Here is a 21458-nt window from a genome sequence, read left to right as displayed (position 1 = left end):
AAATGATAAATAAAATAGGGAAACGTGCATTCGCCATTGTTTTTTCAGTTTCAGTGCTTAGTTTAGGGGCCTGCTCGTCTGCACCTGACCAAGAAGATATTCAACGCGTACCCAACAGATCGGCACAAGCACTATACGAAGATGCAAAACAAACGCTTGATTCTGGTTTATACGCTCGTGCAATTGAATTATTAACGGCAATTGATTCTCGCTACCCGTTTGGTCCGTTTTCAAAACAAGTCCAAATGGATTTAGTGTATGCACATTACCAATCAGGTAATACAGAGCAAGCGCTTGCTACAATCGACCGTTTTATTCGCTTAAACCCAAACCACAAAGATTTAGATTACATGTACTACATGCGTGGCTTGGTTAATATTAAGGCGGATAAAAATGCTTTCCAAGAATACTTTGGCGTAGACAGAGCCGACAGAGATGCTAAACGCACCCGTGTTGCTTATACCGACTTATCAACTTTAGTTAAACGTTTTCCAGAAAGTGATTATGCGCCAGAAGCAAAACGTCGTTTAGTTTGGTTATTAAACCGCATGGCACGTTATGAGCTAAAAGTGGCAACTTACTATTACGAACGTGAAGCCTATTTAGCAGCCGCAAATCGCGGTAAATATGTGGTAGAGCACTACTCACAAAGTAGTTATCTTGATGCGGCACTCGCCATGATGGAAAAAAGTTACGAGAAGCTTGGCTTGACTGAACTAAGTCAGCATGCAGAGCAAACGCGTAAATTTAATAGCAGAAATAAATAACACGAAAAAGGCGCTAGTTATAAAATTAGCGCCTTTTTTTACGAGGTTTATTCGACTATATAGCCTCTTCATCCTCTTCTGCAGTACGAATTCGAACCACACGTTCTACGTCAGTGACAAATATTTTACCATCACCGATTTTGCCAGTTTGTGCTGTTTTAACAATAACATCAATAGCACGTTCTACGTCTTCATCGCCTAGCACAATATCTAATTTTACTTTAGGTAAAAAATCAACCATGTACTCAGCACCACGGTATAGCTCTGTGTGGCCTTTTTGACGCCCAAACCCTTTTACTTCACTTACTGTCATACCCGTAATGCCTACATCAGATAATGCTTCACGCACATCATCGAGCTTAAACGGTTTAATGATTGCTTCTATTTTTTTCATAGTAATTACTTTTGAAAGCTTCAGTTGCCTCGATTTTAGACAATCATGAGGTTCATAGCAAACAAAGAGATTGAATAGCACCGGTGAAAAATAATCATGGTATGATTATTTTAATAAAAATAACTATACTAAAACATCACCGAGTTAATGAGATTTATATGAAAACTAAGCACCGTGGATTTACCCTATTAGAGTTAATGGTCACCGTGGCCATTGTTGGCATTATAGCCACTATTGCGTTGTGGAACAGTAGCGATATGCTGGAAGAAAACCGAGGTGAAAATTTTTTATTAGAACTTAAACGTAATATTAGTTTTGCACGTTCACAAGCGGCTAGTACCGATGAGATCGTAATTGTGTGCGCTGCTCCAGGTACAAAAGTAAAAAGTGATGATAAAACCCTAACTTGCTCAAGTAAATGGGATGTTGATCAAATAATTATTACCTTTATAGATGCTAATAATAATGGCCAATATAATAATGAAACAGATAGCTTGATCAGAGTCATGGAGGAAATTAGTCCTAATGATCGCGTTTCATTTACAGATACCCGTATACGATTTAATACCAGCGGACGTATAACTACAAATCCTGGGAACTTCATATTTTGTCCTAACGGCGACAACAAAAACCAAAAAGCGTTAACATTAACGCAATCAGGCACCGCTTTTTATTTAGGGGATACCACAGAGAGCTGTGGTTAAAAGCCATTTCTTACTTTGCCGTTTTTTTGATTGTTTACTAAACTAATATAATGGACTGTTCAATGAAAGGCTTCAGGGATGAAGTTAATTATAAGTGTTCACAAAAATGGTGGCGTTACATTATTAGAATTACTAGTAACCATTTCAGTTATAGCGATACTAAGCCAATTCTCTTTATGGTTTTTTCCTGATTTCTTGGCGCTCAATCGCGCAGATAACCAGATTAATCTATTACACAGAAACATTAATTATGCACGTCTTTATGCAATAGAAAATAATAGCTACGTCACTCTATGTGCCTTGAAAAATAATGAGTGTTTAGAAGATGATTGGGACAATCAGGTGTCACTTTTTATTGATAACGACAAGTCAACCTCTTTGGATGATGACGAGCGCCTTATTAGTACCTTTGAACATACCCATCCCTCTGATAGCTTAGAGTATCCTCGGGATGCCATCACTTTTAGACCCGACGGCTCTTTAAACGGCTTTCAAAACGGTACTTTTATCTATTGCCCAAATAACGAAAAAGCAAGCCTTGAGGGGCTTGCTCTGTCAATAAGTCAAACTGGGCGAATACGAATAAAATCTACTAACAAATGCCAAAAATAACTAATGTTATCTACCCCAGCAATAGTTGATGTCGGTATTGCCTTTACTACCCGTTGCTCCTTTTAAGCCAACGTCATTAATGGTTAATGACGTGCAATCAGCATCCCCTTTCACAGCACCAGCAATGGGTTTCGCAGTGATTGTAAACTCATTGCTATTAACCACATTAATTGTTAGCTCAAAATGACCGTTTTCAGTTTTACTTTGAATACCTAAGTCGCTAAACGAAGTTGAATATGCTCGGTTATCCACAAAGTATTGCTCTTGCTTGTTTGCGGCATCTAAAAGTGCAGAAGCGGCTTCTGCGCGTGATGCCCTTTTTATATATTCACTGTAATTAGGCACTGCAATGGCGGCAATGATGCCAACAATCGCAACGGTGATCATTAACTCAATTAATGTAAATCCTTGTTGTGTCTTATTCATATACAGCCCTTAATTGTTGATCTCATCGTTTTCTTCACGCTTATAAATATATGTTTGCTGCGTTTTAAAACCAAAGCCAATGGGTTGTTTATCATTCACTAGCTTAATTTTACCATCTACCACTTTTAAGCCAGGTCCTGTAATTTCTATTGGCTTAAGTGGATTTTCAGCTTGTTCCCCTTTGATCCCTGGGCCAATTAGAAAAAACTGGCTCTCTTCGATAACATCTTCCTCTGGATTATCATCACATTTTCCATCATTGTTAGAATCAGCACAGGAATTAGTCGCACCAAAATAAAGCTGTGGTGTATCTGGCACATCATAACTGGTTGCAAATTTTAGTTGTTCATACACTTTAGTACCGTAATGCAAATGAAAAGCATAAAGTGCGCCGCCACCGCCGCTTAAAGAACATTGATTCTCTACAACTTCATCAGATGCTGGCGTGAAAGAGGTAAAATAAGCAACCCCACCAACAACGGTAGCTGCAGCTAATGACTTTTCACCTTTCGCTAGCTCATAACGCCACCCTTTCTTTTTCGCCAGTTCAGCTTCAACAAGGGTGAAACCATCTAAGTCATCTAAAGTATTACCAAAGGGGTCACTATTCATCACCATTAAATCTGCAGGCACAATTGGCGCAGGAGCATTAGTTTTAAATGAACGCGTCAGAGTATTCTCATCACGGATCATAAACAATTGATCTTGCTCGTTTGTATTCGTTGGTTTTGAACGGTTACCGCTGCCAATAACAACTGCATCATAAGGAGTATCTAAACGAGTAATGACTTTATTACCATTAACCGTGGTCTCTGTTACTTTACTAAACAAAGTACGCGCAACCAATGGTTTATAAAAGAATCGTCTATCTTGAGTATCTTGATTACTACCTAGCTCTGCAAGTTTGAAATGGCTAAACTCACTGCTATCTTCTCCAGGCATATCAATTCGCCAAATATTACCACCGGTATCTGAGGCATAAATTCTATCAATGTAGCCATCATAATCTGAATCAAGCGTAGTTAAATCAGCAGCAATACTGTGTTTACCTTTAAAGCCATTACTGTCTGGGGTTAACGCCCAAACTAAGCTGCCTGTTTTTGCCTCAACAATATAAATACCACGCCCTTTTGAGTCCTCTGCTCTTATTGCCGCATCTTTATTTGTATCGTAACCCGCGCCAAACACAAGCAAAGGCTTATTACCAAAAGCTTTAATATAAGCTATTTGTGGCTTTGACCACGTTTGTGCCAATTCAGTAAAGTCGCCTTTACCCCCTTCAATGGGTTTGCTCCAAAGACGTTTTGGCTGATTAGGATTTGTAATATCTAAACCATAGTAGTTTTTACCACCACGGCGCATTCCTGCAAAAGCCCATACCTCGTCTCCTTTGCTAGCATCTATAATACCGTCATTCAAACCTTCACTATTTAAGCTTTTATTACTAAAGTAGACACTGATAGGGCCATCCATACCATATACTTTACTATCTGCTTGTTTATTTCTAAGTGGTTTAATAATTTCAAACAGTGCTGAAGGTATAAATGCCCAACTTTCACTTACAGTCTCACCGGCATCTTTAAACATATGTAAGAAGCCAGCATTTGTCCCTATGAGGATGCGAATATCATCATTACCATAATCAATTGCAATTGGTTTTGAATGCAACGGATCACCAAATATATCAGCGCGTTGGTCTTGTGATGAGCCATCTTTGTCCTCATCATCAACATCTACTCCTCTTGCCCAATTAACATCTTGAGTGGATAAGGTCAGCGGGTTATTAACAATGCCACTGAGAATGTCACTAACAGCCGAAGTATCAAAACTAACAATCGAGCCTTGATTCTCCGTAAATAAATTACGAGCAAGTGGATCTATGGTGCTTAAATAATGGTTTACCCCCCCCTGCGCAACCGCGTTACCATCAGCGGGTTGGCCCGCAGGTAACCAAAATGTTTTTGCCTCTTTTGAAATTAAACCGTCACTATTAAGGGCTTGTTTGTTGGTTGCATCGACTATTTGGCTGCCCGATACCTTTAACTTTTTCAGGTTACCACGCCAGCGCGCCCCGGTTTCTGGATAAAACATAGCAAAATAAATAGCATCACGACTTCGAGTTTGATCTACATTGTTACTCGCCACTGACGGCGATGAAAAACTGTCATTTACTTCACGAATACGAGAAATCGTATTTTTAAGTGCATCAGATAGTTGCGCAGCTGTATTCGCATGTAAGTATTGCCCACCACCGTAATCTGCAGTCTCAGTAAGTAAGTTTTTACCTGAGTCACTCATACCCGTACCAAAACCGATAGGAAATACACGTCCTATATCAAGTACGTTCTTAGTTTTGCTATACAAGTCAACTTTTACATCATCTGTACCGTGAATAATTTTTGCTAGCGCCGCCAAATAGCTGTTACTAACAGCAGGCGGATTACCAGAGAAATAACTATTATGAAGGTTGTATATATCATTATTTCTATTTGAATCGTTGGTTGGATCGCCGTCTGTCATTAAAATAATATTAATACTGTTATCACACCTAAGTGGCTCGCCAGTAACAGGCGCAAAGGGTGATTTATATATCCCTGATGACTCTGCTGTAAAATCTCGTTCATTAGTATTTCCACCGTAATATACGTTTTGTCCCGTGATATACAGGTAGGCTTCCCAGAGTGTTTCTGTTAATGGAGTTGAACCACTTGCAGGTAACTCTTCTACTTTATTTAGTAAAAATGACTTTTCAGCCCCTACTCTGGCTAAAACATACCCACCATTACTACCATTAAAGCGCATTAAACCAAATTCAATATCATCGTTATCGTTCACTAATTGGGTGATAGCATTTTGCGCAACTCTTAAGCGGCTATCACTACATGTGGGTTCATAATTGTAGTAACTAGTTCTTTTATAACATTGCTCATTTCGTTTATAACTGTCTTTACTTTCAAAGCAATCAACCTCGTAATAACTATTACCGCTTCTTTTATAACAGGCATCACCATCATTTACATCCCATGCCATACTTCCCGATGTATCAAAAATCATGATTACGCGAGGCTTTTCATTGGTTTGTACATTATGATTAACATACAGCTCTATATCTTCAGCGCCTGCTGACATGCTAAGCATTATTCCTATTAAAGAAATGAGTGCTTTATTTAGTATCAGTTTCATTTTAAATCCCCTTGCTTAGGCTAGCCATCTCTTGGGCTACGCCTGTCACAATTGTTAGTTGGTGCTTACTTTTAGAGCCATACTCAATAGTTGTTGAAACTTGTACCATGTTGCATGAGATCCCAGCTGTAAAACTAAAACGACGAGGACATTCTAAATCAAGCACGCCTTTATTTAAGTTAATCATTCTACTTTGCATATCATTATGTTCGGCTATAACCATGCCTTTTTCATTGCCAGACGCCATGGTAGTTACTTCCTCTGGCGTTAAGAAAAATTGATTTGTTGCACCATTGCTCGCTTCATCGGCAATCATGCGCTGCACTTCGCCGATAAGTTCATTTTCGGCAACTTCTCGCTCTTGTGCTGAATTAGTAATTTTAATATCTATACTACTGCTACTCATTAAGGTCACTGCAATACCTGTAACGGCTATGACCATTATTAGTGCAGTGATAAGCACCACACCTTGCTGTTTATTTTTCATCGGGATTAAATACGCCATAAATTTGCTCCCACGTTATTTAAACGGATAGTTGTTGTGAATACAGTACGTCTAAAGTTATCTGAAAAAGTAAGGGTGCGTTTATTAGCATCTTCCCCTAATACATAGGTTTGGTTTTTGAGTGTAATACCTGGGTCCGGTTGCAGTGCTCTAATCAATAAAAAAACTTGTACCGTTAAAATACCTTTGCGGTTTTCCCAGTCTGTGGCTGTCATGTTATTAATGCTTTTATAGGTATCCACGCGACTGTCGGTGGTGGTATCTAAACCAAACACAAAACGCATATTCTCCACGCCTTCCATTATAGTTTCTGTATTCATAGAACCAGCTACTAAACGTTTTCGCATGAGTGCGGGTACAGTAATACTTTTATTATTGACTGTATAAGTTTGCTCAGCAATATAATAACTATGATGGCTGTAAGGCCAAACACTGGCATTAACATTTAAACTATCAGGGTCGATAACACCTCGAACAAAGCGTGCATTTTCTTGCTCAGCAATAAAGTAATTCTCATCACTTTGCGTTTCATTAACACCTGCGGCATCAACTTCTAGTTGGTGACCTTGTAAAAACTTAACCTGTAAAATATCAGTACCCGCTAAAGGGTTATTAACACAATTAAGTTCACTTGAACTTGCCGCTGTTTTTGCATAAAGGGTTTTAAAATTACTGCTGCTGGTTAAATCAGGAAAGCTGCCATTGTTGAGACCTTCAAAGCAATCACCCGTAGGATTTGTTAATGATGATGTATTTATTGCAGTAAACGAATCATCATAAAATGTTCCCCAAAAGCCTACTTGTTCTATATCGCGTTGCATGATATTAATGGCTAATCGACCGGACTCTTGCAGCTCACCTATTGTCATCGTATCGCGGGTCGTCACTTTCATACCAATATAGGTAAACATTACGCCACCCAAAATTAATCCCCCTATAAATAAAGAGATCATCATTTCAATGAGTGTAAAACCGGCTTGCTTCATCTTAGCTCCTAACGTAAATATAGCTAGTAAGTACAACTAAACGGCGCCTTTTATCTGCTACACCACAGCTAATTTTGCCTGTTGCCTCACTCGCCTTAAATTCTTGACGACCCTGCCAAGAAACAATGACCTCAATATTAAACGCCTTACCGCCAGAGCCTGCTACCGACTCTGGATTAATACATACGGTGGCACCATCAAGTGATCCCGTATTTTCGCGGGCACGAATAGCACGCTTCCACTGCTCTATATCTAAACTCGCAATTTGTGCATTACTGCATGAACTTGTAAAACAGGTTGTAGAGGAATTAATACTTGTCTCGCTGGTAAACTCAAGGTCGTATAATGTAGCTAGTTGCGATGTATCGTTAGCCCGAATACGTTGGATAATATCATTACCAAGCGCAACAGCAGCAGCACGTTGCATTGAATCAAAGCTTGCTTGTTTTGCTTTTGCTTGCAGGGCTACAGCCCCCAATAAACCAAAGCTAAGAATAATAAACGCAATCAGGACCTCAATAAGGGTAAAACCTTTTTGCAATTTAAACGTGCTCAAAGACATAGTAAAACCAAATAATAATTATCTGATACTAAGTGTATGCAATAAAAAAATAGATTCAACTAGGACCACGACCAACGGTTAATTATGTTGATAAGCGGTTAATAGGTCGGTGTGCTAAAGTACGCTTTTTACGCTTTTGAGCGCTCGACGACTAACAGCTAAAAAAGGTGAACACCCTTTGAGTTCAATAACATGTTGATGGTTTTTAAGTGTATGGAGTGCCAAAATTTTATTTTTATTCACTAAGGTATTTCGATGAATTCGCAATAAGTGACGAGGATATTGCATTTCAAGTTGCTTTAAACTGTCTTCAATTAGAGCCTCCCCACCATCGAACACAACTTTGGTATACTTTTCCTGTGCATAAAAATAAAAAACATTTTCTATTTTTATACTTCTTACGGTGCCTGCTAATTGATAGGTTATTTTTTCTGTTTGTTGTTGCAGGTGTACTCTGTTTAAACGTCCTAGCTGTTGTAATGCATGTTGCAAACTTTTTTCTGATATAGGTTTTACCAAATATCCGGCTGCATTTAACTGCATCGCATCAAGTGCATGCTCAGGATGAGCGGTTATAAAAATAATAGCCGGAGGTACCGCTAGATCATTGAGTTGATTGGCCACTTCGATGCCATTTAAGCCTGGCATATCAATATCTAAAAACACTAAATCAGGCTGCTGCTTTTTCATTTGTGTTAAAGCGTCGTTGCCATTACTAGCCTCTCCTTGCACATGAATGGATGTATGGTTCTCAGCGAGTAAACGCTTCAATCGTGCCCTTGCTAAGGGTTCATCATCTACAATCAATACATTCATAACGTATTCTCTGCTTGTTTTGGGATGACTACTTTGACTCTAAATTGATTATCTTTGTTGGTTATTGTCAGTTGCGCCCGACCTTTATAATAAATACTTAAACGAGAACGAATATTATCAAGAGCCATACCGTTATGCTCTCTAGTATTTTCAGTTTCAGTAGGTACAGGATTAGTTACAATTAAGGTTAAATAATGTGTTGTCACATGCAGTTCAATACTTATAGTAGCACCACTTTGGCTTGGCTCAATGCCATGACATACTGCGTTCTCTACCAAAGGTTGTAATGTTAGATATGGAATATAGAGCGCAGGGAGATGTTCTGGTAATAACCACTCAACCTTTAAGCGCTCTGCAAAGCGCCATGATTCAAGCGCAATATACTGTTTAGTTAATGTTATTTCATCACTGAGTAATACACTTTGACCTGAACGCATTGCAGCTTGAGACAGCGCTGCTAGTGCTAAAATTGCATGCTCTGCAGCCTCAACGTCATGATGCGTTAATTCTGCCGCCGTATTCAAGCTATTATATAAAAAGTGGGGTCGGATCCGTGCCTGCAAAGCATCAAGTTCTGCACGAGAAAGTGCTTTGGTTTGCTGCTCTTTTTCAAAATGAATAAGCAAAAATTGTACAAACAGTAAGGTAAGCAAAAATACAATAATGCAATTACGCAGCACAAAAAACGTCAGTTGTTTTTCGTTTTCAATATCAAAAGCAATATGAGAAAACACCAGACTAAATACAGCAGTACTGAGACTATATGAAGCAATAAAAAAACTGATCTGAATAAACTGAGTCTGTTTTGCGAGTAATCGACGACAAAGATATAAAAAAGAGGTACTGACCAGCACAGTTACATGGAGAAACAAACTGATCGCCCCCAAATGCAGCCATATGTCATCGCCAGCATTAGGAGCAAAAGCTAATATAATAGCCACAACCTGTGTTACTACGAGGGATGCAAGCACACCACGCTCATTAAAAAGGGCCGAAAAAAGTAACGCATCTGGTGACAGTTGCTTACCCATTCGACCCTCCTTTTATGATTTATCTCTAAATTAACGCAGCTCTACTGGTACAGCAAAAACAATGTTTTCTTCTTCACCAGGATTTTCTGTTACTTGGTTACCACCGAGCTCTTTTAAGCGGGTAATCACTTGCTGCACTAGCACTTCAGGTGCTGAGGCGCCTGCGGTAACCCCCACACTATTGATACCATCAAACCATGACGCTTCAACATTGCTGGCATCGTCAATTAAGTACGCACGCGTACCCATTTTATCAGCTAGTTCTCGTAAACGATTGGAGTTAGAGCTATTTTTAGCGCCTACAACCAATAGCACATCGACTTTGTCTGCTAAGTCACGTACTGCATCTTGACGGTTTTGAGTTGCATAACAAATATCATCTTTACGCGGACCATCAATAGCAGGAAACTTGCTGCGTAAAGCATCAATCACATCCGCAGTATCATCTACCGACAAGGTTGTTTGGCTGCAATAAAAAAGGTTATCTGCATTCTTAACATCAAGCTTTAACACGTCATCAACGGTTTCAACTAGGTAAATGCCACCTTGTTGATTGTCGTATTGACCCATAGTGCCCTCAACCTCGGGGTGTCCATGGTGACCAATTAAAATGCATTCAATGCCTTTTCTGCTGGCACGGGTAACTTCCATATGCACTTTAGTCACTAACGGGCAGGTTGCATCAAATACTTTAAGCTCACGGCGTTTTGCTTCACTGCGTACAGCCTGTGATACACCATGAGCACTAAATATAACAATACTGTCATCCGGTACCTGATCAAGCTCTTCAACAAACACAGCGCCGCGATTTTTTAAGCCATCAACCACATAACGATTGTGTACCACTTCATGGCGCACATAGATTGGTTTTTCAAAAATATCTAAAGCGCGCTCAACAATGCTAATTGCGCGGTCAACACCGGCGCAAAAGCCTCGTGGATTAGCTAATAATATTTCCATTAACCTTGCACCTCAATAATATCAACTTCAAACGTTAAGCGCTGGCCCGCTAATGGGTGATTAAAATCGATAGTAACTGACTCGCCTTGCACTTCACGCACCAAACCCGGAAGCTCGGTGCCATCAGGTTGAGTAAACGCAATAATAGCACCTACTTTAGCCGGCGTTTCTACACCAAACTTACTACGATCTACATAATAAATATTATCTGGGTTTGGTTGACCAAAGGCATCTTCCGGCTCAAGCTCAAATGTTTTGCTCTCACCGGCCGTTAGGCCAAGTAAACATTTTTCAAAATTAGCGGTTAAGCTGCCATCACCCATAGTGAGCTTAGCCGGCTTGTTATGCACTTTCGTTGAGTCAGCGGCAGAGCCATCTTCTAGTTTAATAGAAAAATGAAAAATAACGTCTGAGTTTTCACCAATTACAGCTTGGCTCATGCTTTATGCTCCTTTGGATTTTCGCCGGTAAAGGCGTCAAATAGTAATAATGCAGCACCAATACAAATAGCGCAGTCTGCAATATTAAATACGGGAAAATGTGAGTCTTCGTAAAACACATGTAAAAAATCAATAACGTAACCATAAGCAATGCGGTCGTACAAGTTACCAATAGCACCGGCTAAAACTAACGAGTAAGCACCACATAATACTTTATTAGACGCTGGAAGACGTTTTAACCACCACACCAACAAACAACTAATCGCGATTGCTATTGCACTTAAAAACCAACGCTGCCAGCCACCCGCTTCGCTTAAAAAGCTATAGGCTGCACCGTAGTTATGTACATAAGTGATGCTAAAAACAGGCAGTAAATTAATTGACTCACCATAAGCCATGGTGTTTACAACCAGTGTTTTACTGGCAAAGTCTATTACAAGCAGTAATAGACTCAACCAAAGCCACACTAAACCACTTTTTTGGGTTAGTTTGCTCACTAAAAACAACTCCTAAGCGAATTGACGCTTTTCACCTTCACCGTCAACGTTACTTACACAACGACCACAAATTTCGGGATGAGCAGGCTCAACACCTACATCTTCACTGTAATGCCAACAACGTTCACACTTTTTAGCATCTGTTGCTGATACGCTAATGTATAAGCCATCAATTTCAGTAGTTTGTGAATCTGCAGGTTGACTGTCTACCTCGGTAACGTTAACCGCAGAGGTTAACAACACAAAACGTAGCTCATCGCCTAACGCCGCAAGTTTTGCTGCAAGCTCTTTGCTGGCAAACAGGTTTACGGTTGCTTGTAATGTTGCGCCAATCACATCTTCTTTACGTGCAGCTTCTAACAGACGGTTCACTTCGTCACGCACATTTAAAATAGCTTGCCAGTCTTCATTACTAAACTTGGTCGTTGTTGGTGCTTGTAATCCCTCATACCATGTTGAAGTAAATACATAGTCACTGCGCTCACCTGGAAGTGCTTCCCAAATTTCTTGCGCTGTAAAGCTCATGATTGGCGCCATCCAGCGAGTCATAGCTTCAGCAATATGATAAAGCGCTGTTTGACAAGAACGACGTGCATGGCTGTCGCTTTTTGCCGTGTACTGACGGTCTTTTATAACGTCTAAGTAGAACGAACCAAGCTCACCGGTACAGAAGTTCATTAGCTTTTGCGTTACTAATAGCATTTGGTAGCTATCGTAAGCCGCTAAAATATCATCTTGTAACTGTGCTGCGCGCCCTACAATCCACTTATCAAGCTCAACCATATCATCAACAGCAACTTGATCCGTTTTTGGATCAAAACCACTTAGGTTAGCAAGTAAGTAACGGCTGGTGTTACGAATACGACGGTAACGATCTGCCGAACGTTTGAATATTTCATCGGATACGGTCATTTCTGCTGTGTAATCAGTTGATGCTACCCATAAACGTAAAATATCAGCGCCCAGTTTATTCATCACATTTTGTGGCGAAATAACATTGCCTAATGACTTAGACATTTTGCGGCCGTTTTCATCAACCGTAAAGCCATGCGTAAGCACTTGCTTGTATGGTGCATGACCATTAATTGCCACTGAAGTCATCATTGATGACATAAACCAACCACGGTGTTGATCAGAACCTTCAAGGTATAAATCTGCAGGACCAACTAAATCTTCACGCGCATCAACAACACAGGCATGAGTCACACCTGAGTCAAACCACACATCTAGCGTGTCTTGTACTTTCATGTACTGTTTAGCGTCTTCTTCACCTAGCAAAGTAGCAGGCTCTAGGTCATACCATGCTTGAATACCTGATTTTTCGACAAGTACTGCAGCTTGTTCAATCAGCTCTTGAGTATTTGGGTGTAATGCACCCGTGTCTTTATCAACAAACAATGCAATAGGTACACCCCACGTACGTTGACGCGAAATACACCAATCAGGGCGGCCTTCAACCATGTTGGCAATACGGCTTTCGCCCCATTCAGGTAACCATTGAGTATTTTTAATTTCAGCCAGTGAATCTTTGCGTAAGTTAGCCTGATCCATGCTAACAAACCATTGTGGTGTGGCACGGAAGATAATAGGCGTTTTATGGCGCCAACAATGTGGGTAGCTATGAGTTAATGCATGATGATGCATTAAGGCATTATTTTCTTTTAATACCTCAATTACACTCGCATTGGCTTTAAACACATGTTGACCGGCAAATAATTCAGTGTCAGGTAAGTACACTCCGTTTGCGCCAACTGGGTTAGCTACTTCAAGATTATACTCAAGGCCTGCCACGAAATCTTCTTGACCATGACCAGGTGCAGTATGTACAACACCCGTACCAGAATCTGTGGTTACGTGTTCAGCTACAATAACCGGTACGTTAAAGTCATAAAATGGGTGTGCAACGTTTAAGTTTTCAAGTGCTGCACCTTTAACATAGCCAAGGATATGGAAGTGGTTAAAGCCAAAACGATCCATCGCATCTTTAACAAGCTCAGAACCTAAAATCAGACGCTGCTGAGCACCTTCATCGTCTACTTGTACTAGCGCGTATTCTAAATCAGCATGCACAGCAACCGCACGGTTAGCTGGCAAAGTCCACGGTGTCGTAGTCCAAATAACAGTCCCTACACTGCCAGTGCCTTGATGACCATCAGCTAAGTTAAACGCATTTACTACTGCGTCTTGATCAGCAAAAGTAAAACGTACATCGATAGCTGGCGATTGTTTATCTTGGTATTCAACTTCTGCTTCTGCTAATGCAGAGCCACAATCTGTACACCAATGCACAGGTTTTGCGCCTTTATGTAGATGGCCATTTTTTATAATGCGACCTAGTACACGAATTGCATTGGCTTCAAAGTCAAAGTTCATGGTTAGGTAAGGCTTATCCCAATCACCAAAAACGCCTAAACGTTTAAAGTCTACTTTTTGACCTTCCACTTGCTTTTTAGCATAGGCACGACATTTTTCGCGAAATTCTGCAGCAGTTACCTTAACACCGGGTTTACCGACTTTTTTCTCAACCATTAACTCGATTGGTAAACCATGACAGTCCCAACCCGGTACGTATGGCGCATCGAAGTCTGATAAGGTTTTAGACTTAACAATAATATCTTTTAATATTTTATTTACTGAATGGCCTAAATGGATATCGCCGTTTGCATACGGAGGGCCGTCATGCAAAATGAAAGTTTTTTTACCTTTCTTTGCGCTGCGAATTTGACCATACAGGTCGTCTTCATACCATGCTTTAAGCATTTTTGGTTCACGTTGTGCCAAATTGCCACGCATTGGAAACATTGTTTCCGGTAAATTCAAAGTATGTTTGTAGTCGCTCATTAATCCTACTTTCCGTCTCTATCGGCTACCTAATTTAAACCAAAACACTGCTTAGCGGCGGCAACATCGGTTGCTATTTGTGCCGTCAGTTGTGTTAATGTCTCGAATTTTTTCTCGTTGCGGAGTTTTTCAATCAACTCCACATGCATAAATTGTCCATAAATATCTTGTGCAAAATCAAAAAGATGAACTTCTAATAAGGCACGAGTTCCATTAAACGTGGGTTTGTTTCCAATGTTAGCCACCCCAAAAACTTGCTTTCCTGCGATCATCACTTGAACCGCAAATACACCATTGACCGGACAAACTTGACGCTTTAGAGCAATATTTGCCGTTCTAAAACCTAGTTCTCGGCCTTTTTTCCAGCCGTGAATAACTCGCCCAGATATCGCATAATTATGCCCAAGCATAACTTTTGCACTAACTAGGTCACCTTCTGCAAGCGCCTCTCGTATCAAGGTGCTGCTTACTCTAGCATTTAATTGCCTAAAGCTGGCAGTGCTTTTAACACTCATTCCCGCTTGGGTGCCCATAGTTGCCAATAGACTAAAGTTACCTTGGCGCTGTTTACCAAACCTAAAATCATCACCAACCGTTAATGCTTTAACGCCCAGCTTTTTAATTAAAATATCGCTAACAAACTGCTCAGCATGCATGTTTGCAAAAGCCTGATTAAAGCTAATACAAATAACGCGTTCAATTCCTAAGTTACTCAATAGGCGTAGTTTATCACGCAGTCGAGTCAGCCTAGCCGGAGCGTTATTTTTTGCAAAAAACTCTTGTGGCTGAGGCTCAAATAACATTACGGTGCTGGGTAAATTATTTTCTTTTGCATCAGCTAAAAGCCCTTTTAATACGGCAGCATGACCCAAATGAACACCATCAAAATTACCAATGGTCAGCACACAACCAAAGTGTTGTGGGCGTATATTGTGTATACCTCTAATTAACTCCATGCCACCTAATGCCTTTTTCAGCGAGCGATAAAATGCGACCTCGGGCCGCAGAGTGTCCGATTATAATCTTTTTTTTAATTTGATTCAGTAATTGCTACACTTTTTATCGTATTTAGTCTAACACCCATCAAAAACAACATAAAAAAGTAACTAACAATCGCAATAATTAATAACACAACCAATAACATAACTTGTTCGCTAAAGTGCCAACTAACCCAGTCATATTGCCTACTAGTAAACCAAACCAATGCGCCCATTGTTATACTTGCCAACAAACACTTCAAAGTGAAGTAGCCACTCATGCTGGAAAACTGATAAACATTCTCTTTTTTAAGCTGTCGGTACAGTAAGTAGGCATTACAACTAGCCGACATAGAGGTTGCCAGGGCTAAGCCTAAATAGCCAATAAAGGGCGCCAGCATAATATTAAACACCATGTTAAGCACCAAAGTGACAATACCAATGCGCACCGGTGTTTTCGTATCTTGGCGAGAATAAAACCCAGGCGCCAACACTTTAATTAACATAAAACTGACTAATCCCACCGAGTAGGCAACCACCCCTAAGCTCACTGCCTTAACGTGATCAATGCCAGCCTCTTTAAACGCACCGTGATCAAACAGCACGGTAATAATCAACGGGCTAATAATCATCAACCCTATCATGGCCGGGAGCCCTAAAAAAATAACAAATCGCACTCCCCAATCTAGGGTATGTTGAAAGTCGCTACTTTTTTTACTGCTGTGTAATTTTGATAGCGCAGGTAAAATAACCGTCGCAATACCAATACCAAATAAACCAAGTGGGAATTCAATCAGTCTATCTGAGTAATACAGCCAAGCGATAGAGCCTGTCATCAATAATGAAGCTATTACCGTATCGAGTAATAAGTTAATTTGACTAATTGATACACCAAATAACGCTGGGAGCATTAATTTACGTACTTTTTTAACATTTTCGTCTTGCCAACCCCATCGCGGGCGGGCCAACATTTTTGCTTTATATAAAAACGGCAGTTGAAATAATAGCTGTACCACGCCCCCTAAAAATACGCCTATTGCTAATGCATATGCACCAACAGAAAATTGGTCATGCAATAAAATGGCACAACCAATAATAGAAACATTAAGTAATACAGGAGTAAATGCGGCAACTGCAAAACGGTTGTACACATTCATTACTGCGCCACTAAGCGCCACTAAGCTTACAAAAAATAAATAAGGAAAGGTCAGCTTTAATAGTGAACTGGCAAGCTCAAACTTTTCTGCGTCAGGGCCACCTTGCCACCAATCAATAAACCAACCAGTGCCGAATAAAGCAGCAATAACAGGTGACGCTATCACACCAAAGAGCGTCACTATCAGTAAAATAGTGCCTAACGTGCCGGCGGCTTGGGCAACAAATATTCTGACCTTCTCATCGCCTTGCTGCTGTTTAATTTCACTTAATACCGGTACAAACGCCTGTGCAAAAGCCCCTTCAGCAAATAAACGGCGTAAAAAATTAGGAATACGGTTTGCAAATAAAAACACATCGGCAGCAGCCCCTGCCCCCAACAAGTTAGCTACGACGGCATCTCGTACTAGCCCTAAAATACGCGAGATCATTGTCATTGCACTTACAATCATCCCGGAACGAAACAAACCTTTTGACACTATAAATCCATATTAAAAATCAGCAATTAAGTTAATTATGCCATAGTCTTTTTTATAAATCGCTTTAAAGCACTAGGCTCGAACCCCTTGCTTTGTTACAATAGCGGCATTAACTGCTAAAGCGGCAAATTGATGTTCGTTATAAGGAGCAGTTTTTCTTGGATTGTTAAAATTAAATTGACATTCATGATAAAAACAGGCATATTCCACGGCCTTTAATTTAAGCTTTATTTAAGATTGTTAGGAGCAAACCTTGGCTAACATCAAGTCTGCAAAAAAACGCGCTATCACAAGCGAAAAAAACCGTCAGCACAACGCAAGCCGTCGTTCAATGATGCGTACTTACTTCAAAAAAGTAATCGTAGCTATTGAAGCTGGCGATAAAGAAGCTGCACAGCAAGCTTTTTCTGTTGCTACACCTATCCTAGACCGTTACGCAACTAAGGGTCTAATCCACAAAAACAAAGCTGCTCGTCATAAGAGCCGTTTAGCTGCTAAAATTAAAGCGCTATAATTTGTTTTTGCAAGATTAAAAAAACCGGCTTTTGCCGGTTTTTTTTTGCCCAAAATAAATACGCTTTTTAAACGTTATCGAGCTCTGGATAAAACTTTTTCAGCATCGCCGCAATTTTCTTCGGAGAAAAAGGCTTAACCACAAATCCTTTTGCCCCTCTATCTATTGCATCCTTCACATTTTCAACGCCTGAATGCGCCGACACCATCACCACGTTTGTCTCTGGTGATAACTCATTTATCTGCGCAATAAGCTCTTTACCATCGCCGTCAGGTAGCTCTATATCTAAAAATATAATGTTAAAGTTTGCTGCACGGCATTCACTTATGCACTGCGCGGCCGTAGACGCTTCTTTTACATTCTCTATCCCTAAATGCATCAATGTTTGACTTAGAAAGCTACGCACCGTGCTAACATCATCAACTATTAAAATAGATAGCTGCGTATTCATATATAATCCTTATAGGCTAAAAGCCGTGTCTGCGAAATTGGTGATTTGCTTAAAATACAAATATTTACTTTATTATAGAGAGCTAAGCCAAAAAGGCCAGATTTGCTTTATGTCGAAAAATACAAAAAAGAGTCGTCGCAAAAAAAATAAAGCGGCCTATGTTAAACCAATACTTAGTAACAAGCCTGCAAACCTTGGCTCACAATCAAACCCGCGCGCAGTAGGTGTAAAACGTGGCGCCAAACTAACCGCATTTTTTATTTTCACGATATTATTACTTATATTTGTTTTAGCGCCAAAGCCTAGTTTACTCACCTATAAAAAATCAGCCATGGTTAGCAAAAGTATTTATTGGCCAGGGCTATTTGCCAATAAACCAAAGCTACTGGATTCAACGCTGCACCCTAGACTAGATAAGCATCGCAGAACACTATACCTCTGTGTAGATCTTCAGCAACCACAAAGCTGCCAAAAATATCATGTTATTGCTGAAGAGGGATTATTTTCGGTATTAATGACCTACCTTTAGCATTAAAAAAACTAATCTGAAAATTTAAAATTACTTGGTTGAAAGCTGTGCAAAAGATCAACATAATGGCGCTCCTTTTTTCAACAACTGAACTATTGAAACGACCATGCTAAACGAGCTAGATTGGCTTTTAAATACATTACTACTTGCACTAGGTTTAGGTGCATTCTTTATCAACCAACTGACACTGCTTCGCGTTGCTGCGATTAGTGCGTGTGGTTTGTTATTCCTATCATTTAGCTTAGATCTTATGTCGTCGAGTATTATTTCAAATATGAGTTTAGTGTTGATCAACACATTTTACTTGTTCAAAGTTTATACGTTTGGGCAATTTAGCGTATCTCAGCATTAATTACTTCCCCTTAGAATATTTTATAGCCCAGTTTTTCTGGGCATTTTTATATCTCACTGTTAAAAATCTTGGGTCTGGGTTTGAACTAAGTTAAAATTTATCTCGTAACAGGGTCTGTTGACCTTTCAAGGTTAAATTTGCAGCAGTCTGTTTGGTATTTAGGCAAGGCAGAGCCTATGTGGTGTGGTATTCCCCATAGATAGGTGATAACGCAGCATCAATGCCAAACAGGCGCTGCCCTTTGGGTTCTACCTAGGGGCGATTTACTCTTTGTTGCTCGGTTTTTACTTAGCCCACTAGGTTACAAACCTCGCGCCGCGATTAAACCGCCTCTATTTTGAACAAATTTTAATCCGCAAAGGTCAACAGACCCTTGCCTAATTTGAGATAAGCCCATGCCATTGTCAGATTTCGATTTATTCTTATCTTCTATGGAAGATGTTACCCCCATAACGCATGACACTGTGACCTTACCACCTAAAAACCATAAAGCGGTCATCGCCCAGCAAGAAAAAAATAAAGCAGCACAATCAGATTTAGTCTCTGAACAGTTCAATCCGTTGGATGAACCACTTGAATTACTCGATCCATTTGCCATATTAAGCTTTAAAAAAGAGGGCGTACAAAGCGCGGTTTTTAAAAATGTAAGATTAGCGAAATATCAGCTTGATGCGACGCTTGATTTACATGGGCAACTTTTAAAAAATGCACACGCATCATTATTAGCCTTTGTTCAAGACTGCCATCAGCGAAATATAAGAATGGTACTCGTTCGCCATGGCATAGGTATTAAAAATAAAACCAAGCCAGGGATATTAAAAAGTTACGTAAATCAGTGGTTACAAACAATTCCATGCGTTTTAGCGTTTCATACTGCACTTAGGCAGCATGGAGGAAGTGGTGCGACGTATGTTTTATTGAAGAAAAGTGATGATAAAAAGCATCAAAATAGAGAAATACACAGCAAGCGTAGCTAAATCTTGCTGTGAAAATAAGGGTCAGATCAGCAGCGCTGCCGCATTGGCTTGATTAAACCAGGCAGATATTCCTAATATAATGATAGATACAACCACGATGCTAATTTTTGCGCCCCCTTGATTGGGTTTCATAATTCATCCTATTTTTTTATTATTGTTAGAACTGTTTTTAACAATAATAAAAATTACAAATGTTAACAAGCTGTTTCTGTTAAAAATTAAACAAATTTTAATCCTTGAAGGCCAACAACTGCCAATTAATAACCTTGCTGCTTATCAATGCAATTTATTAATGGCTGTTTCGCTTTTAAACGCAAAATGTTTTCTGCTATTTGTTCAATAACACTATCCAGATCTGACAACGCAGCACAGTGCGGTGTTAAAGTAATACCTGGATGCAACCAATAAGGGTGTTCGCTTGGCAGTGGTTCACTGGCAAACACATCAAGCGTTGCTGCGCGTATACGTGTATTGTTAAGTGCATCAAGTAAATCAGCTTCTACTATATGCCCACCTCTGGCCACATTAATCACCACAGCATGTTCAGGCAGTTGCTCAAGTAACTGTTTATTAATAATGCCTTGGGTACTGCTGGTAAGCGGTAATAAACATACTAAATAATCGGTTTGCGCAAGCATCTGTGTTAAGCCGTCATCACCATGATAGAGTGTCGCAATGTTTGATGTTTTAGGGCTTCGGCTCCAAGCATTTACGTTAAAACCGTTATTAACCAGCCTATGTGCACATGCTTGACCTAGTTCGCCAAACCCTAAAATGCTTACTTGATTATGTTTATGCGCTCTTTTAGGTTTCCATATACTTTGCTGTTGCTTTATTGCATATTCTTTTAATCGCAATTTTTGTGCTAATACATGGGTAAGTACGTATTCAGCCATATCGTTGGCTAACTGTTTATCAACAATACGCACGACCTCTACATCCGCAGGTAATAAACTTAAATCAATGCTATCAACGCCAGCGCCAAATGATGACACAGCCTTTAGGTTTGGTAACGTGGGCCACAGTGATGCAGGCGCATTCCACGCTAAAACGAACTCTACACTCTCTAAATTTTGGCAATCATCAAGTTCTTCAATTCGAATACTAGGCAATCGTGATTGCATTTTTGCTATTAATTTTGTGTTGTCCCGGCCTGTTATAGCCACCAAAACTGACATGATGATTCCTTAAAAAGTAACCCTGAATAATAGTACTGATATGGTTCAATTCAATAGTATGTAAACGGTTTTAAAAAGTCACACAACTGACCGCGTATTGTCATATCCGCACTCTAAGCTAA

23 protein-coding genes are annotated in these 21458 nt (G+C 39.9%); 7 read left to right on the top strand and 16 right to left on the bottom strand.

Features of this window, described 5'->3' with window-relative positions:
• Positions 1-2: 2 nt before the first annotated feature.
• Positions 3-767: an outer membrane protein assembly factor BamD gene (locus tag ABZP26_RS05225; protein WP_013464484.1), complete on the top strand. Its 765-nt coding sequence runs from the start codon at positions 3-5 to the stop codon at positions 765-767.
• A gap of 55 nt (positions 768-822) precedes the next feature.
• Here ABZP26_RS05225 and ABZP26_RS05220 read toward each other — a convergent pair whose 3' ends face one another.
• The gene (locus tag ABZP26_RS05220; protein WP_013464483.1) at positions 823-1161 is read right to left on the bottom strand and encodes a P-II family nitrogen regulator; all 339 of its coding nucleotides are present in this window, start codon (positions 1159-1161) and stop codon (positions 823-825) included.
• 158 nt (positions 1162-1319) lie between these two features.
• Here ABZP26_RS05220 and ABZP26_RS05215 point away from each other — a divergent pair, with 158 nt between their 5' ends.
• Positions 1320-1865, top strand: a complete 546-nt coding sequence (locus ABZP26_RS05215; RefSeq protein WP_013464482.1) for a GspH/FimT family pseudopilin — start codon at positions 1320-1322, stop codon at positions 1863-1865.
• A 78-nt stretch (positions 1866-1943) separates the two neighbouring features.
• Entirely contained in the window at positions 1944-2477 is a 534-nt protein-coding gene (locus ABZP26_RS05210; protein ID WP_024602828.1) for a GspH/FimT family pseudopilin, read from the top strand.
• A gap of 6 nt (positions 2478-2483) precedes the next feature.
• On the opposite strand, the gene ABZP26_RS05205 is transcribed toward ABZP26_RS05210, so the two are convergent.
• The 13 genes from ABZP26_RS05205 to murJ all read right to left on the bottom strand — a co-directional run bounded on the left by ABZP26_RS05205 (position 2484) and on the right by murJ (position 17335).
• Positions 2484-2903: a type IV pilin protein gene (locus tag ABZP26_RS05205; protein WP_013464480.1), complete on the bottom strand. Its 420-nt coding sequence runs from the start codon at positions 2901-2903 to the stop codon at positions 2484-2486.
• 9 nt (positions 2904-2912) lie between these two features.
• Positions 2913-6086 (bottom strand): pilus assembly protein, encoded by a 3174-nt coding sequence (locus ABZP26_RS05200; protein WP_368485432.1) that lies wholly within the window; start codon positions 6084-6086, stop codon positions 2913-2915.
• 1 nt (position 6087) lies between these two features.
• Entirely contained in the window at positions 6088-6591 is a 504-nt protein-coding gene (locus ABZP26_RS05195; protein ID WP_016899436.1) for a hypothetical protein, read from the bottom strand.
• Positions 6579-7577 carry a PilW family protein gene (locus tag ABZP26_RS05190; protein ID WP_013464477.1) on the bottom strand — a complete coding sequence of 333 codons (999 nt, stop codon included), beginning with the start codon at positions 7575-7577 and terminating at the stop codon, positions 6579-6581. Before ABZP26_RS05190 ends, ABZP26_RS05195 begins: the two co-directional genes overlap by 13 nt.
• A gap of 1 nt (position 7578) precedes the next feature.
• Complete coding sequence (gene pilV, locus ABZP26_RS05185; RefSeq protein ID WP_024602830.1) at positions 7579-8139, bottom strand: type IV pilus modification protein PilV; 561 nt, start codon at positions 8137-8139, stop codon at positions 7579-7581.
• A gap of 114 nt (positions 8140-8253) precedes the next feature.
• Positions 8254-8955 (bottom strand): LytTR family DNA-binding domain-containing protein, encoded by a 702-nt coding sequence (locus ABZP26_RS05180; protein WP_058154363.1) that lies wholly within the window; start codon positions 8953-8955, stop codon positions 8254-8256.
• On the bottom strand, positions 8952-9986 hold the full coding sequence (locus tag ABZP26_RS05175) for a sensor histidine kinase (RefSeq protein WP_013464474.1): 1035 nt from the start codon (positions 9984-9986) through the stop codon (positions 8952-8954). The genes ABZP26_RS05180 and ABZP26_RS05175 overlap by 4 nt, the downstream gene beginning before the upstream one ends.
• Before the next feature lie 30 nt (positions 9987-10016).
• Positions 10017-10946: a 4-hydroxy-3-methylbut-2-enyl diphosphate reductase gene (ispH, locus tag ABZP26_RS05170; RefSeq protein ID WP_013464473.1), complete on the bottom strand. Its 930-nt coding sequence runs from the start codon at positions 10944-10946 to the stop codon at positions 10017-10019.
• Positions 10946-11386, bottom strand: a complete 441-nt coding sequence (fkpB, locus tag ABZP26_RS05165) for an FKBP-type peptidyl-prolyl cis-trans isomerase (RefSeq protein ID WP_013464472.1) — start codon at positions 11384-11386, stop codon at positions 10946-10948. The genes ispH and fkpB overlap by 1 nt, the downstream gene beginning before the upstream one ends.
• Positions 11383-11883 (bottom strand): signal peptidase II, encoded by a 501-nt coding sequence (lspA, locus tag ABZP26_RS05160; RefSeq protein ID WP_013464471.1) that lies wholly within the window; start codon positions 11881-11883, stop codon positions 11383-11385. Before lspA ends, fkpB begins: the two co-directional genes overlap by 4 nt.
• 12 nt (positions 11884-11895) lie before the next feature.
• Positions 11896-14724 carry an isoleucine--tRNA ligase gene (gene ileS / locus ABZP26_RS05155; RefSeq protein ID WP_013464470.1) on the bottom strand — a complete coding sequence of 943 codons (2829 nt, stop codon included), beginning with the start codon at positions 14722-14724 and terminating at the stop codon, positions 11896-11898.
• A 29-nt stretch (positions 14725-14753) separates the two neighbouring features.
• Entirely contained in the window at positions 14754-15680 is a 927-nt protein-coding gene (ribF, locus tag ABZP26_RS05150; RefSeq protein WP_010391271.1) for a bifunctional riboflavin kinase/FAD synthetase, read from the bottom strand.
• Positions 15681-15754: 74 nt separating this feature from the next.
• A complete protein-coding gene (gene murJ, locus ABZP26_RS05145) occupies positions 15755-17335 on the bottom strand; it encodes a murein biosynthesis integral membrane protein MurJ (protein WP_255314645.1) in 1581 nt (526 codons plus the stop codon).
• 253 nt (positions 17336-17588) lie between these two features.
• Between murJ and rpsT the strand changes: the two genes are divergently transcribed.
• The gene (gene rpsT / locus ABZP26_RS05140; RefSeq protein ID WP_008114420.1) at positions 17589-17849 is read left to right on the top strand and encodes a 30S ribosomal protein S20; all 261 of its coding nucleotides are present in this window, start codon (positions 17589-17591) and stop codon (positions 17847-17849) included.
• 67 nt (positions 17850-17916) lie between these two features.
• Here rpsT and ABZP26_RS05135 read toward each other — a convergent pair whose 3' ends face one another.
• Entirely contained in the window at positions 17917-18300 is a 384-nt protein-coding gene (locus ABZP26_RS05135; protein WP_008114419.1) for a response regulator, read from the bottom strand.
• A 109-nt stretch (positions 18301-18409) separates the two neighbouring features.
• Between ABZP26_RS05135 and ABZP26_RS05130 the strand changes: the two genes are divergently transcribed.
• The 3 genes from ABZP26_RS05130 to smrA all read left to right on the top strand — a co-directional run bounded on the left by ABZP26_RS05130 (position 18410) and on the right by smrA (position 20158).
• Positions 18410-18829, top strand: a complete 420-nt coding sequence (locus ABZP26_RS05130; RefSeq protein WP_244186375.1) for a hypothetical protein — start codon at positions 18410-18412, stop codon at positions 18827-18829.
• Positions 18830-18935: 106 nt separating this feature from the next.
• On the top strand, positions 18936-19181 hold the full coding sequence (locus ABZP26_RS05125; protein WP_013464466.1) for a hypothetical protein: 246 nt from the start codon (positions 18936-18938) through the stop codon (positions 19179-19181).
• 395 nt (positions 19182-19576) lie between these two features.
• On the top strand, positions 19577-20158 hold the full coding sequence (smrA, locus tag ABZP26_RS05120) for a DNA endonuclease SmrA (RefSeq protein ID WP_020476932.1): 582 nt from the start codon (positions 19577-19579) through the stop codon (positions 20156-20158).
• Positions 20159-20415: 257 nt separating this feature from the next.
• Here the strand turns inward: smrA and ABZP26_RS05115 are convergent, their stop codons facing one another.
• Complete coding sequence (locus tag ABZP26_RS05115; protein ID WP_024602837.1) at positions 20416-21336, bottom strand: glyoxylate/hydroxypyruvate reductase A; 921 nt, start codon at positions 21334-21336, stop codon at positions 20416-20418.
• Positions 21337-21458 lie beyond the last annotated feature (122 nt).

This window comes from Pseudoalteromonas sp. SD03 (assembly GCF_040937955.1).
Classification (GTDB): domain Bacteria; phylum Pseudomonadota; class Gammaproteobacteria; order Enterobacterales; family Alteromonadaceae; genus Pseudoalteromonas; species Pseudoalteromonas tetraodonis.
The sequence above is the reverse complement of the archived record's forward strand: the minus strand, read 5'-3'. Positions and strand labels throughout refer to the sequence as shown.

What these genes read in the sequence shown, in the direction of transcription:
- ABZP26_RS05225 (WP_013464484.1), top strand. Translation starts at nt 3, where the DNA reads ATGATAAATAAAATAGGGAAACGTGCATTCGCCATTGTTTTTTCAGTT.
- ABZP26_RS05220 (WP_013464483.1), bottom strand. Translation starts at nt 1,161, where the DNA reads ATGAAAAAAATAGAAGCAATCATTAAACCGTTTAAGCTCGATGATGTG.
- ABZP26_RS05215 (WP_013464482.1), top strand. Translation starts at nt 1,320, where the DNA reads ATGAAAACTAAGCACCGTGGATTTACCCTATTAGAGTTAATGGTCACC.
- ABZP26_RS05210 (WP_024602828.1), top strand. Translation starts at nt 1,944, where the DNA reads ATGAAGTTAATTATAAGTGTTCACAAAAATGGTGGCGTTACATTATTA.
- ABZP26_RS05205 (WP_013464480.1), bottom strand. Translation starts at nt 2,903, where the DNA reads ATGAATAAGACACAACAAGGATTTACATTAATTGAGTTAATGATCACC.
- ABZP26_RS05200 (WP_368485432.1), bottom strand. Translation starts at nt 6,086, where the DNA reads ATGAAACTGATACTAAATAAAGCACTCATTTCTTTAATAGGAATAATG.
- ABZP26_RS05195 (WP_016899436.1), bottom strand. Translation starts at nt 6,591, where the DNA reads ATGGCGTATTTAATCCCGATGAAAAATAAACAGCAAGGTGTGGTGCTT.
- ABZP26_RS05190 (WP_013464477.1), bottom strand. Translation starts at nt 7,577, where the DNA reads ATGAAGCAAGCCGGTTTTACACTCATTGAAATGATGATCTCTTTATTT.
- pilV (WP_024602830.1), bottom strand. Translation starts at nt 8,139, where the DNA reads ATGTCTTTGAGCACGTTTAAATTGCAAAAAGGTTTTACCCTTATTGAG.
- ABZP26_RS05180 (WP_058154363.1), bottom strand. Translation starts at nt 8,955, where the DNA reads ATGAATGTATTGATTGTAGATGATGAACCCTTAGCAAGGGCACGATTG.
- ABZP26_RS05175 (WP_013464474.1), bottom strand. Translation starts at nt 9,986, where the DNA reads ATGGGTAAGCAACTGTCACCAGATGCGTTACTTTTTTCGGCCCTTTTT.
- ispH (WP_013464473.1), bottom strand. Translation starts at nt 10,946, where the DNA reads ATGGAAATATTATTAGCTAATCCACGAGGCTTTTGCGCCGGTGTTGAC.
- fkpB (WP_013464472.1), bottom strand. Translation starts at nt 11,386, where the DNA reads ATGAGCCAAGCTGTAATTGGTGAAAACTCAGACGTTATTTTTCATTTT.
- ileS (WP_013464470.1), bottom strand. Translation starts at nt 14,724, where the DNA reads ATGAGCGACTACAAACATACTTTGAATTTACCGGAAACAATGTTTCCA.
- ribF (WP_010391271.1), bottom strand. Translation starts at nt 15,680, where the DNA reads ATGGAGTTAATTAGAGGTATACACAATATACGCCCACAACACTTTGGT.
- ABZP26_RS05135 (WP_008114419.1), bottom strand. Translation starts at nt 18,300, where the DNA reads ATGAATACGCAGCTATCTATTTTAATAGTTGATGATGTTAGCACGGTG.
- ABZP26_RS05130 (WP_244186375.1), top strand. Translation starts at nt 18,410, where the DNA reads ATGTCGAAAAATACAAAAAAGAGTCGTCGCAAAAAAAATAAAGCGGCC.
- ABZP26_RS05125 (WP_013464466.1), top strand. Translation starts at nt 18,936, where the DNA reads ATGCTAAACGAGCTAGATTGGCTTTTAAATACATTACTACTTGCACTA.
- smrA (WP_020476932.1), top strand. Translation starts at nt 19,577, where the DNA reads ATGCCATTGTCAGATTTCGATTTATTCTTATCTTCTATGGAAGATGTT.
- ABZP26_RS05115 (WP_024602837.1), bottom strand. Translation starts at nt 21,336, where the DNA reads ATGTCAGTTTTGGTGGCTATAACAGGCCGGGACAACACAAAATTAATA.